Source organism: Pseudomonas sp. P9_35 (genome assembly GCF_034008205.1).
Taxonomy (GTDB): Bacteria; Pseudomonadota; Gammaproteobacteria; order Pseudomonadales; family Pseudomonadaceae; genus Aquipseudomonas; species Aquipseudomonas kilonensis.
In genome coordinates this window covers 4,601,926-4,614,439 of record NZ_CP125373.1, presented here as the reverse complement: position 1 = coordinate 4,614,439, position 12,514 = coordinate 4,601,926, and the positions used below count along the sequence as shown (strand labels likewise).

General features: G+C 61.1%; 11 protein-coding genes. 4 read left to right on the top strand and 7 right to left on the bottom strand.

Features of this window, described 5'->3' with window-relative positions; all coding sequences use genetic code 11:
• Positions 1-16: 16 nt before the first annotated feature.
• The 3 genes from QMK47_RS20175 to QMK47_RS20165 all read right to left on the bottom strand — a co-directional run bounded on the left by QMK47_RS20175 (position 17) and on the right by QMK47_RS20165 (position 3,531).
• Complete coding sequence (locus tag QMK47_RS20175; protein ID WP_018600232.1) at positions 17-745, bottom strand: aspartate/glutamate racemase family protein; 729 nt, start codon at positions 743-745, stop codon at positions 17-19.
• A gap of 60 nt (positions 746-805) precedes the next feature.
• Positions 806-2,335, bottom strand: a complete 1,530-nt coding sequence (locus QMK47_RS20170) for an NCS1 family nucleobase:cation symporter-1 (RefSeq protein WP_214509778.1) — start codon at positions 2,333-2,335, stop codon at positions 806-808.
• Between the two features lie 452 nt (positions 2,336-2,787).
• Positions 2,788-3,531, bottom strand: a complete 744-nt coding sequence (locus QMK47_RS20165; protein WP_013693959.1) for a phosphoadenylyl-sulfate reductase — start codon at positions 3,529-3,531, stop codon at positions 2,788-2,790.
• 174 nt (positions 3,532-3,705) lie between these two features.
• Between QMK47_RS20165 and thrH the strand changes: the two genes are divergently transcribed.
• Positions 3,706-4,323: a bifunctional phosphoserine phosphatase/homoserine phosphotransferase ThrH gene (thrH, locus tag QMK47_RS20160; protein ID WP_320389218.1), complete on the top strand. Its 618-nt coding sequence runs from the start codon at positions 3,706-3,708 to the stop codon at positions 4,321-4,323.
• A gap of 126 nt (positions 4,324-4,449) precedes the next feature.
• On the opposite strand, the gene pabB is transcribed toward thrH, so the two are convergent.
• The 4 genes from pabB to QMK47_RS20140 form a co-directional block, all read right to left on the bottom strand.
• Positions 4,450-5,793 (bottom strand): aminodeoxychorismate synthase component I, encoded by a 1,344-nt coding sequence (gene pabB, locus QMK47_RS20155; RefSeq protein ID WP_320389217.1) that lies wholly within the window; start codon positions 5,791-5,793, stop codon positions 4,450-4,452.
• 326 nt (positions 5,794-6,119) lie between these two features.
• Positions 6,120-7,106: an alpha-L-glutamate ligase-like protein gene (locus QMK47_RS20150; protein WP_013693958.1), complete on the bottom strand. Its 987-nt coding sequence runs from the start codon at positions 7,104-7,106 to the stop codon at positions 6,120-6,122.
• Positions 7,106-8,638, bottom strand: coding sequence for an inactive transglutaminase family protein (locus tag QMK47_RS20145; protein ID WP_253476718.1), 1,533 nt, complete (start codon positions 8,636-8,638; stop codon positions 7,106-7,108). The genes QMK47_RS20150 and QMK47_RS20145 overlap by 1 nt, the downstream gene beginning before the upstream one ends.
• A gap of 5 nt (positions 8,639-8,643) precedes the next feature.
• Positions 8,644-9,180, bottom strand: coding sequence for an ATP-dependent zinc protease (locus tag QMK47_RS20140; RefSeq protein WP_214509781.1), 537 nt, complete (start codon positions 9,178-9,180; stop codon positions 8,644-8,646).
• Positions 9,181-9,460: 280 nt separating this feature from the next.
• On the opposite strand from QMK47_RS20140, the gene QMK47_RS20135 reads away from it, so the two are divergent.
• The 3 genes from QMK47_RS20135 to prpC all read left to right on the top strand — a co-directional run bounded on the left by QMK47_RS20135 (position 9,461) and on the right by prpC (position 12,322).
• The gene (locus tag QMK47_RS20135; protein WP_003204063.1) at positions 9,461-10,174 is read left to right on the top strand and encodes a GntR family transcriptional regulator; all 714 of its coding nucleotides are present in this window, start codon (positions 9,461-9,463) and stop codon (positions 10,172-10,174) included.
• Positions 10,171-11,061 (top strand): methylisocitrate lyase, encoded by an 891-nt coding sequence (prpB, locus tag QMK47_RS20130; RefSeq protein WP_258688914.1) that lies wholly within the window; start codon positions 10,171-10,173, stop codon positions 11,059-11,061. The genes QMK47_RS20135 and prpB overlap by 4 nt, the downstream gene beginning before the upstream one ends.
• A 133-nt stretch (positions 11,062-11,194) precedes the next feature.
• Entirely contained in the window at positions 11,195-12,322 is a 1,128-nt protein-coding gene (gene prpC / locus QMK47_RS20125) for a 2-methylcitrate synthase (protein WP_320389216.1), read from the top strand.
• The last annotated feature ends 192 nt before the right edge of the window (positions 12,323-12,514 follow it).

Genomic DNA, 12,514 nt, shown 5'->3' with positions numbered 1-12,514 from the left:
GTCTAAAGTCATGAACTCACCGCCCAAACCGCCCCGGCCAACCAATGATGGTTTTGGGCCGAGGCGTCGCGTAGGTGCGCACTTTCGAGGTCGACAACCCCAGCCGTACCAGCGCTTCGGCAATGGTCACCGCCGCCGTCACCCCATCGACCACCGGCACGCCGGTGCGCTGGCGGATCTGCTCGTCGAGCCCGGCCATGCCGCCGCAGCCCAGGCAGATCACTTCGGCTTTGTCCTGGCTCACTGCCAGTTCGGCCTGTTGCACGATGGCTTCAACCGCCCGTTGCGGATCCTGCTCCAGTTCCAACACCGCCAAACCACTGGCCCGTACCGAGGCGCAGCGGTCGAACAGGCCGGACAGCTTGAGCCGGTCTTCGATCAGCGGCACGGTGCGGTCCAGGGTGGTGACCACCGAATAAGCGTGGCCGAGGAACATGGCGGTGCTCGCGCCGGCATCGGTGATGTCCACCACCGGCACGTTCAGCAGTTCCTGCAAGCCTTCACGACCGTGTTCGCCATAGCCGGCCTGGATCACCGCGTCGAACGGCTGGTCGTAGGACATCACGCGGTCCATCACCGCGATGGCCGCCAGGTAGCTTTCAAAATTGCCCTCGATGGAGTCGGCACCGAAATGCGGCGTGAGCCCGACGATCTCGGTGCCCGGCGCGGCCACGGCCTGGGCCTGGCGGGCGATGGCCTGGGTGATGGATTCGGTGGTGTTGACGTTGACCACAAGAATTCGCATGAACTGTCCTCCTTAACACATAAAAGTAAGCGGCCCGAACCTGGCGGGCCGTTCGAGCGATCAATGATTGACGTTATCCACAGCGATGGATTCGCCGCTGACGTCCTCGTAATACGGCTGGCGCTTGGCGATGATCAGGTACAGCAGCCCTGCAATCGAAGCGCCAATCAGCCAGGAGAACGGTGACACGCTGTCAAAACCAGGCACCAGCGCCAGGATAATCGCGATCAGCGCCGCCGGAATGAATGCCGCCACCGCCCGCAGGTTGACCCCATTACTGTAGAAATACGCACCGTTTGGGTCCTCGCTATACAGTTGCGGCACGTTGATGCGGCCTTTTCGCAGCAGCCAGTAGTCGACCATGATCACCCCGTACAGCGGCCCGAGCAGGGCGCCGAGGCCGGACAGGAAATACACGATCACCAACGGGCTGTTGTAGAGGTTCCACGGCAGGATCAGCACGGCAATGGCGGCGCTGATCAACCCGGCGCGACGGAAGGTCAGGTATTTGGGCGCCAGGTTGCTGAGCACGAAGGCCGGGGCGACGAAGTTGGCCATGATGTTCACGGCCACGGTGACGATCAGGAACGCCAGGCAGCCCAACACGAGGAAGAAGGTGTTGGGGATCGAGGCAATCACCTGGGTCGGGCTTTCAATGATTTGCCCATTGATCTGGAACTGCGCGCCGCAGAGCAGGATGGTAATCCCGGCAAACACCAGGATGTTCACCGGCAGGCCCCAGAAATTGCCGACGACGATGGTCCGGCGGCACGGCGAGGAGCGGGCGAAGTCGCAGAAGTTGAGAATCAAGGTGCCGTAGATCGATAGCCACAGCGCGCCACCGGCAAAGATATTGCGCCACATCTCGCCACCGGTCAGCGGTTCGCGGATCGACCAGGCAATGGTGGCGTCGGCCTGGGTGTACATCCAACCGGCCAGGGCCGCGACGGTTACCAGGATCACCGGGCCGGCAAAACCTTCGTAGCGGCGCACCGTTTCCATGCCGTAGGCCAGGATCACCAGTTGCACGAACCAGATCGCCACGAAACACACCCAGCCCAAGCTCGACAGGCCGAGGATCGAATCGTGGTCGTAGTCGGCGAAGCCCGGGTGGATCGCCACCAGCAATACGCGAAACACCACCGACGCCAGGTAGGTCTGGATACCGAACCAGGCAATGGCGATGACCGCCCTGATCAAGGCAGGAATCTGCGCACCGTGGATACCGAAACTGATCCGGCTGATCACCGGGAACGGCACCCCGGTTTTCTGGCCCATGTAGCCGGACAGGTTCATGAAGCCATACACCAGCGCCGCGCCTATCCCCAGGGACAGCAAGATCTGCCAGCCACCCAGGCCCAGGGCATAGAGGCCGATGGCGAAGGAGTAGTTGGCGATGTTGTGCACGTCGTTGGTCCACAGGGCAAAGATGCTGTAGCGACCCCAGCGTCGACCTTCGGCCTTGGTCGGCGCCAGGTCCTTGTTGTGCAGCCTCGGGCTCAGGGCCAGGGACGCGGCAGTGTTGTCGTCGAGGGCCGTGGTGGTGGAGGGCAGATCCAGCGCGATGTTATTGGAGAGACTTGTACGCATTCCGGCAGGCTCCTGATTCTCGGCGCAGCGATGACTGTGCATGAGCGCGGGGCTCGACAAATCTTCGTCGCGGCGGTCGAGCATCATTGATTACGGGGCATCTGCAGCCTGTACGGGATAGGGCGCTTCAGGCTTGCGGATCTAAAGTGTGTGTATGTTTTATATAAGTTGTATACAAAACACGTGTCGACTCAAGCCAGATCTATGCCACTTACGGATCTATCCGAAGAAGCGCTAATTTCGTTTCGTTATGATCTTTGAATAAGTAACTGAAATACCGTGATTTAAAACTGACCGTTTAAACAGGTATTTATTTTTTGGCGAACGCCACTGGAGTAAGGAGGGCAGGCGAGGCGGGAAGGTGTGTGTAACCTTTGGGGGCAGTAACGTAATAAGTGCACACAAAAATGCCACTTGCAGTGACATTTTTGTGTACAGGGTGCGGCGGGCGCTTAGACGGTCTTGGATTTGGCGATGATGTTCCCGGCGTGCAGCCCGCATTCTTTCTGCGTGGCTTCTTCCCACCACCAACGGCCTTCGCGCTCGTGCTGGTTTGGCAGCACCGGGCGGGTGCAGGGCTCGCAGCCGATGCTGATGAAGCCGCGTTCATGCAGGCTGTTGTAAGGCAGTTCCAGCATGCGGATGTAACCCCAGACTTCTTCGCTGGTCATCTGCGACAGGGGGTTGAACTTGTACAGGGTGCGCTCCGGGGTGGAAAACGCCGTGTCGATTTCCAACACCGCCACCTGGCTGCGGGTGCCGGGGCTCTGGTCGCGGCGCTGGCCGGTGGCCCAGGCGCGGACATCGGTCAGTTTGCGCCGCAATGGTTCGATCTTGCGGATGCCGCAGCACTCGCCGTGACCGTCCTTGTAGAAGCTGAACAGGCCTTTTTCCTTCACGAAGGGTTCAAGTTTCGTGTAGTCCGGCGAAACCAGCTCGATGTCGATCTTGTAGTGCTCGCGCACCTGGTCGATGAAACGATAGGTTTCCGGGTGCAGGCGGCCGGTGTCGAGGCTGAACACCTTGACGTTCTTGTTCAGTTTCCAGGCCATGTCCACCAGCACTACGTCTTCGGCGCCGCTGAAGGATATCCACAGCTCGTCGCCGAATTCGGCGAAGGCCAGTTTGAGGATGTCCTGCGGGGACTTGTTGGCATAGGTCGTGGCGAGTTCCACGACGTCAAACGATGGGCTCATCAGGGCGGTTTCCTACAGGTCGGTGGCGCTGGGCGCTCTATATAGGGCTGATGGTAACAAAAGCTGTCGGGGCTGGCGCGTTCCTGTGCGTTGCGCAGGCTTCGACGAATGGCTAGAGTCGGCAAGCCTTTTGTTCGCTCAACCAATAAACATCAGAAAAAATGGGAGTGTCTTGTGGAAATTGCCTGTCTCGACCTGGAAGGTGTACTGGTCCCGGAGATCTGGATCGCCTTCGCTGAAAAAACCGGGATTGACTCCCTCAGGGCAACCACTCGGGACATTCCCGACTACGACGTGCTGATGAAGCAACGGTTGCGCATCCTCGATGAACACGGCCTCAAGCTTTCCGATATCCAGGAAGTCATCGCCACCCTCAAGCCGCTGGACGGCGCCATCGAGTTCGTCAACTGGCTGCGCGAGCGCTTCCAGGTGGTGATTCTTTCCGACACGTTCTACGAGTTTTCCCAGCCATTGATGCGCCAGTTGGGCTTCCCGACATTGCTCTGTCATCGGCTGATTACTGATGACAGCGGGCGGGTGACCGGCTACCAGTTGCGTCAGAAAGATCCCAAGCGCCAGTCGGTCCTGTCCTTCAAGAGCCTGTACTACCGGGTGATTGCCGCGGGAGATTCCTACAACGACACCACGATGCTGGGCGAAGCCGATGCCGGGATTCTGTTCCATGCGCCTGAAAACGTGATTCGTGAATTCCCGCAATTCCCGGCGGTGCATAGCTTTGCCGAGTTGAAGCAGGAATTCCTCAAGGCTTCGAACCGCAGCCTGAGCTTGTAACCCCAACCCCTGTGGGAGCGAGCTTGCTCGCGATAGCGGTGTATCAGTTAGCACAAAGGCTGCTGGCCCAACGCAATCGCGAGCAAGCTCGCTCCCACAAGGTCTTGGGTCAGGCCAGGGGGCTGTTCAGAGGTTCTGCAAGGTTTCCAGCAGCACCTTCACCTTGGTAATCGACTCCTGATACTCGGCCTCCCAGTCCGAGTCCGCGACAATCCCGCCGCCGCCCCAGCAGCACACCTGCCCATCCTTGACCAGCAAACTGCGGATGGCGATGGAGCTGTCCATTTCCCCGCGCACGTCCAGGTACAGCAACGAGCCGCAATACAGGCCGCGTCGAGTCGGTTCGAGTTCGTCGATGATTTGCATGGCGCGGATTTTCGGCGCCCCGGTGATCGAGCCGCCGGGAAAGCTACCAGCGATCAGGTCGAGAGCATCTTTATCCACAGCCAACTCGCCGGTCACGCTGCTGACCAGGTGATGCACGTTCGGGTAGCTTTCCAGGCTGAACAACTCCGGCACCCGCACCGAGCCGATGCGGCAGGTGCGGCCCAGGTCGTTGCGCAGCAGGTCGACGATCATCAGGTTTTCCGCCCGGTCCTTGGGGCTGGCCAGCAGCTCGGCGGCGTGGGCCGCGTCTTCGCTGGGTGTTGTGCCGCGGGGCCGGGTGCCCTTGATCGGCCGGGTTTCCACCTGGCCTTCGCTGACCTTGACGAAGCGCTCGGGGGACAGGCTCAGCACCGCGCCGCCATCGGGCAGGCTCTGGAAGCCGGAAAACGGTGTTGGGCACGCCGCCCTCAGAGCTTGGTAAGCGGCCCAGGCATCGCCCTGGCAGGGCGCGCGAAAGCGCTGGGCAAAGTTGACCTGGTAGCAGTCACCCGCCTGGATATACGCCTGGATACGCTCGAAGGCCTGTCGATAGGCTTCGGCGCTGAGGTCGGGGGTCATCGCTCCTTCGAGGCTGAAGACGCCAACGGATGCCGCAGTCGGCTGGCTGAACAGCGCGATCAGACGCTGGCGTTCGCCTTCGCCACAATGGGGGTGGAAGACCAATTGACTGGTGCCGGCCTGGTGATCGCTGACCAGCGCCCAGTCGTACACGCCAAAACGCGCGTCGGGCAGTTGCAGGTCGTCCTTGGCGTGGGACGGCAAGGTTTCGAGGTGACGGCCGAAGTCATAGCTCAAATAGCCGATCAGGCCGCCGGCAAAGGGCAATTGCACCGTGGTCGGTAGTACCGCGTCGCCCAGTTGTGTCAGTTGAATGCGCAGGCGTTGCAAGAAGTCGCTACCGCTCTCGTCCGGCAACACCGCCAGTTGCGCCAGCGGCCAGGCGCTGAGCAGATCGTAACGCCCGCGCTCGGCACTCGGCCGGCCGCTGTCGAGCAGCACGCTGCCGGGGGCATGACGGATCGCCGCGAAATACTCGGCAGGGTTGGCGCGGTAGGGCAGCGGGTGTACGGAGCAGGTTGGCATGGGCGGGGCAGGTCAGCCGTTCAGGCGGGGGAGCGATTGTAATCCCTCTGTAGGATTTGCTCCTAGAGGGATGTCGGAGATGGGCATGTCTGGAAGGATCGACGATATCTGTGGCAAGGGAGCTTGCTCCCGCAGGATTGCGCCCGTAGGAGCTGTGTAGGAGCTGACGAGCGAAGCGAGGCTGCGATCTTGTCCCAGACAATTGAGTCGCAAGCGAAAGATCAAGATCAAGATCAAGATCAAAAGATCGCAGGCTTCGCCAGCTCCTACAGAACCCGGCGGGAGCAAGGTTCAATTTTCAGCCGTCAGCCGTCAGCCGTCAGCCGTCAGCCTTCAACCGGCGGAATATGCCCAAACAACGCCTGGGCAAACGCCACGCGCTCTTCCACGGTTTCGGTAACGCCGCGGGCCTTGAGTTCTTCCAGGTGGGCTTCCACCGCGTGGGTGCGCAAGGTCAGGCCGCAGTCGTTGGCGATCTGGATGTTCAGGCCTGGCCGGGCGTTCAATTCCAGGATCAACGGGCCTTTTTCCTGGTCCAGCACCATGTCGACGCCGATGTAGCCCAGCCCGCACAGCTCATAGCAACCGGCGGCCAGTTTCATGAAACCGTCCCAGTAGGGCAGTTGCACGCCGTCCACCGCGTTGGTGGTGTCGGGGTGTTTGGTGATGATGTTGTTCAGCCAGGTGCCGCGCAGGGTCAGGCCGGTGGCGAGGTCGACACCCACGCCGATGGCGCCCTGGTGCAGGTTGGCCTTGCCGCCGGACTGGCGGGTTGGCAAGCGCAGCATGGCCATCACCGGATAGCCCATCAGCACGATGATGCGGATGTCCGGCACGCCTTCATAGCTGATGCTTTTGAAGATCTGGTCCGGCGTCACGCGGTATTCGATCAGTGCCCGGTCACGGTGCCCGCCCAAGGAGTACAGGCCGGTGAGGATGCTGGAGACATGGTGCTCGATTTCCTCATGGCTGATGATCTTGCCGGACACCGTGCGATAGCGGCCTTCGAAGCGGTCGGCGATGACGATGATGCCGTCGCCGCCAGCGCCTTGGGCCGGCTTGATCACGAAGTCGGTGCGCCCGCCGATGATCTCGTCGAGCTTGTCGATTTCCTTTTCGGTGGAGATCACCCCGTACAGCTCCGGCACATGAATGCCGGCGGCGATGGCCCGTTCCTTGGTGATGATCTTGTCATCGACGATGGGGTACAGGCTGCGCTTGTTGTACTTGAGCACGTAGTCGGCGTTACGCCGGTTGATGCCCATGATGCCCCGGGCTTCCAGGGCCTTCCAGGTCTTCCAGAAGCCGAACATCAGGAGTCTGCCTTGAGGAAGGCCTTGAACCGTACCAGTTCGGTCAGGCGGTAGCCGCGATAACGACCCATGGCCAGCATGAAGCCCACCAGGATCAGCAGGATCGCCGGGAAGGTGAACACGAAGTACACCAGTTCCGGCACGCTCATGATCAGGTGTGCCAGGGACGCGGCGAACAGCGTGCCGATGGCGACTTTCATAGCGTGGCCGGCGCCGCGCTCTTCCCAGGTGATGGACAGGCGTTCGATGGTCATGGTCAGGATCACCATCGGGAACAACGCCACCGACAAGCCGCGCTCCAGGCCAAGCTTATGGCTGAACAGGCTGATGGCGGCGATCAGCACCACCACGAACGTCAGCACCACCGAGAGTCTCGGCAGCATTTGCAGCTTGAGGTGCTCCAGGTACGAACGCAACGACAGGCCCAGCGTGGTGATCACCGAGAACAGGATGATGCCAAAACCCAGTTGGGTCTCGCGAAAGGCCAGGGCGATCAGTACCGGGGTGAAAGTCCCCAGGGTCTGCAGGCCGATCAGGTTGCGCAGGATCAGGATGACCAGCACGCCGATCGGGATCATGACCATGATCATGAAGGTTTGCTGGGTTTGCAGCGGCAGGCCGTAGAGCGAGTATTCGAGGAAGTTGGCGTCGGTGTTCTCGTCCGTCAGCTTGGCCAGGCGAATGGCGTTCATTTCGCTGTTGTTCATGCTGAAGGTGACGGTGGCTTTCTTGCCGCCATCGACGGTGATCAGGTTTTCATCGCCGGTCCACCACAGCAGACGGTCGGTGGGCAGGCCCTGTTCGCCGGTGTCCGGGTTGAAATACAGCCAGTCGGTGCCGTTGAAGCTGCGCAGCCACAGCTCAGGTGTCTGCGGCTGCTCGGCCACCAGGCGGATGGTGTGGACCTTTTCCACCGGCACGTGGGCGATGGACAGCACCAGTTCGACGATGCGCGCCTTGTTGGCCGAGGACGGGTCGCCGGCCAGCAACAGCTTGACGTTGTCGTCGTTGAGGTTGTTAACCCGCTTGATGGCTTCGCTGATGAACGTCTCGACGTCGGCCGAATGCTGGCGGATCGGCGCGAGCAGGGCTTCGGCGGCCAGTTTCTCCGGGCCTTCGACGGCGATGCTGTCGCGGAAGGTCGGGCCCTTGACCTTGGTTTTCTCGGCGCTGTAGCGCTTGGTCAGCACCAGGCGGTAATACAGGGTCTGGTTACCTTTGGCGCGCCGGGCCGACCACGTCACCTTGCGGTTACCGTCGACCCGGTTCACCGCTACGCCGTAATTATTGGAAATGAAACTCTCGTTGAGGCTCACGTAGTCGCGGCTCAGCGGTGGCACGAACATCTGGATCTTCACCGGGTCCTTGGCATTGGGCACGAACTCGACCTTGGCGTCGATGTTCCACAAGTCGTCGGTGGCGTCTTCGGTGACCGGAATGCCGAGCACGAAAATCTGATAGGCCGTCACCGACAGGCCCAGCACCACCAGGATGGCGATCAGCATTTTCAGATGGAGGGTAAGGGAGCGCATTGGAATTACTCTGCGGTTTGAGCGGCATTGGCGCAGGCGGGTTTGCCGGCAGCGTATTTAAGACTGGGGTCGACCAGCGCGTCGAAGCGCTTGAGCGCCTCGGAACCGATCAGCAACGGGTATTGGAAGGCGCTACGGTCGGTCAGGTTCACTTCAATGCTGCGCAGGGCCGAGCCCATGCAGATGTCCAGTTCGATGACCGGCCGGGCCGTGTATTTCTTGCCTTCTTCCGGGTCGTAGTCACCGGCGCGGCGCTTGATCTTGCTGACCCGGGCCAGCGGACGTTCGATGGGGTGCGAGTGGGCCGCGTCAATGGCCAGGTAAAAGCGCACCCAGGACTCGCCATTGCGCTTGAAGCGCTTGATGTCCCGGGCGCTGAGGGACGCGGTCTTGGCGCCGGTGTCGAGCTTGGCGGCGACCTCCAGGTCGATGCCCTGCAGGGCGGCATATTCGTTGAGGCCGTACACGGTTTTTTCACCCGCCACGGCAAGCCCCGGCAGGCACACGAAATAAAGAGCAGCGGTGAAGGGCTTGAGTGTCATAGATCCTGGTGCGCAGCGTTCCGTTTATCGGTTCAGGCCCTGGCATTACTGCACAAGCTCCCTGGGCAGCCTTCCCTATAAAAGGAGAGCGGCAAATCGCGCGGCATTCTAGCACGGTGGTTTTCTGACGCCACCGCTGGCCGGACGCTACGACGCATTCAAACGAGCGGTTATGGCGGGTGAGCTTATTAGACGATTGTCGACAATGTTGATTTTTGCTTTGACGTTAACGCCGCTATTGGTTAGTTTTTGCCGTATTGATTTGCAAGGTGTCGACAATATGCTCGATCAGCTCGAAACCCCGGTGATGGCCCAAGACGATTCGGAGACGCTTTCCGAGAACGTCTTCCGACGTATCCAGGCCGCCATCGTCAAAGGCGAGATCGCCCCCGGCAGCAAGATCTCCGAGCCCGAGCTGGCGCGCACCTACGGCATCAGCCGCGGGCCGCTGCGCGAGGCGATTCATCGCCTGGAAGGCCAGCGCCTGCTGGTGCGGGTGCCTCACGTCGGTGCCCGGGTGGTGTCGCTGAGCCATGCCGAGCTGCTGGAACTCTACGAAATCCGTGAATCCCTCGAAGGCATGGCCTGCCGCCTGGCGGCCGAACGCATGACCCTGGAAGAAATCGACGAGCTGCGCCGGGTGCTGGAAACCCACGAGCGCGATGCGGCGTTCCAGGCCGGTGTCGGTTATTACCAGCAGGAAGGCGATTTCGACTTCCATTACCGGATCATCCAGGGCAGCGGCAACCGCACCCTGACGCAGATGCTCTGCGGCGAGCTGTACCAACTGGTGCGCATGTACCGCATCCAGTTTTCCACCACGCCCAACCGTCCGCGCCAGGCCTTTGCCGAGCACCACCGGATTCTAGACGCCATCGCCGACCGTGACGGCGAACTGGCTGAATTATTGATGCGCCGGCACATCGGTGCGTCCAAACGCAACATTGCGCGTCATTTCCAGGACAGCGCCGCCACTGAACGAGGTGAGTCATGAGTTCCAGCAAGAGCACGCCAGGCCAGCGTTTCCGCGATGCGGTCGCCACCGAGCATCCGTTGCAAGTGGTGGGCACGATCAACGCCAACCACGCGCTGCTGGCCAAACGCGCCGGTTTCAAGGCGATCTACCTGTCGGGTGGCGGCGTGGCGGCCGGCTCCCTCGGCGTGCCGGACCTGGGCATCACCGGCCTGGATGACGTGCTGACCGATGTGCGCCGTATCACTGACGTGTGCGACCTGCCGCTGCTGGTGGACGTGGACACCGGTTTCGGTTCCTCGGCGTTCAACGTGGCGCGCACGGTCAAGTCGATGATCAAGTTCGGCGCGGCGGCCATTCATATTGAGGACCAGGTCGGCGCCAAGCGTTGCGGCCATCGCCCGAACAAGGAAATCGTCTCGCAGCAAGAGATGGTCGACCGCATCAAGGCCGCCGTCGATGCCCGCACCGATGACAGCTTCGTGATCATGGCCCGTACCGATGCCCTGGCGGTGGAAGGCTTGGAATCAGCCCTGGACCGCGCCGCGGCCTGCATCGAGGCGGGTGCCGACATGATTTTCCCGGAGGCCATCACCGAGCTTGAGATGTACAAGCTGTTCGCCAGCCGCGTGAAAGCGCCAATCCTGGCCAACATCACCGAATTCGGCGCGACCCCGCTGTACACCACCGAACAGCTGGCCGGTGCCGACGTGTCCCTGGTGCTGTACCCGTTGTCGGCCTTCCGGGCCATGAACAAAGCGGCCGAGAACGTCTACACCGCGATCCGCCGCGACGGCACGCAACTGAATGTCATCGACACCATGCAGACCCGCATGGAGCTTTACGATCGCATCGACTACCACACCTTCGAGCAGAAGCTCGATGCGTTGTTCGCGGCGAAGAAATGAAAAGATCGCAGCCTCGCTTCGCTCGACAGCTCCTACAGGGTGGGGCCGCGTAGGAGCTGTGTAGGAGCTGTCGAGTGCAACGAGGCTGCGATCTTTTTCCAATCTCTACAAATCTAAAAAATGGAGACAGCAAATGGCCGAAGCAAAAGTACTCAGTGGCGCCGGGCTCCGTGGCCAGGTGGCCGGGCAAACCGCATTGTCCACCGTAGGCCAGTCGGGCGCCGGCCTGACCTATCGTGGCTACGACGTTCGCGACCTGGCGGCAGATGCGCAATTTGAAGAAGTGGCCTACCTGCTGCTGTACGGCGAGCTGCCGACCCAGGCACAGCTGGACGCCTACACCGGTAAACTGCGCCAGTTGCGGGACTTGCCCCAAGCCCTGAAAGAGGTTTTGGAGCGCATTCCCGCCGACGCCCACCCGATGGACGTCATGCGCACCGGCTGCTCGTTCCTGGGCAACCTGGAACCCGAGGAAGACTTTTCCCAGCAGCACGACAAGACCGACCGCCTGCTGGCCGCGTTCCCAGCGATCATGTGCTACTGGTATCGCTTCAGCCACGAAGGCCAGCGCATCGAATGCGTGACCGACGAAGTGTCCATCGGCGGCCATTTCCTGCACTTGCTGCACGGCAAGAAACCGAGCGAGCTGCACGTCAAGGTGATGAATGTTTCGCTGATCCTCTACGCCGAGCACGAATTCAACGCCTCGACCTTCACCGCCCGGGTTTGCGCCTCCACGTTGTCGGACCTGTTTTCCTGCATCACTGCCGCCATCGGCTCGTTGCGCGGCCCGCTGCATGGCGGTGCCAACGAAGCGGCGATGGCAATGATCGAGCGCTTCAGCTCGCCGCAGGAGGCCATCGAGGGCACCCTCGGCATGCTGGCGCGCAAGGACAAGATCATGGGCTTCGGTCACGCGATCTATAAGGACAACGACCCGCGCAACGAGGTGATCAAGGGCTGGTCGAAAAAACTCGCCGATGAAGTGGGCGACACGGTGCTGTTCCCGGTCTCCGAAGCTATCGACAAGACCATGTGGGAACAGAAGAAACTGTTCCCCAACGCCGATTTCTACCATGCCTCGGCGTACCACTTCATGGGCATCCCGACCAAGCTGTTCACGCCGATTTTCGTCTGCTCGCGCCTGACCGGCTGGGCCGCCCACGTGTTCGAACAACGCGCCAACAACCGCATCATCCGACCGAGCGCCGAATACACCGGCGTCGAACAGCGCAAGTTCGTGCCAATCGAACAACGCTGAGCTGGAGGGTTCTAGCCGCAGGAACTGGATACCCCCGAAACCCTGTGGGAGCGAGCTTGCTCGCGATTGCGCACTGACATTCAACATTAATGTCGACTGATACACCGCTATCGCGAGCAAGCTCGCTCCCACAGTGGCCGGGGGCGCTTCAAGTCCGGCGCCAACCTTCTGAAACCACCGTGACCCGAGTCC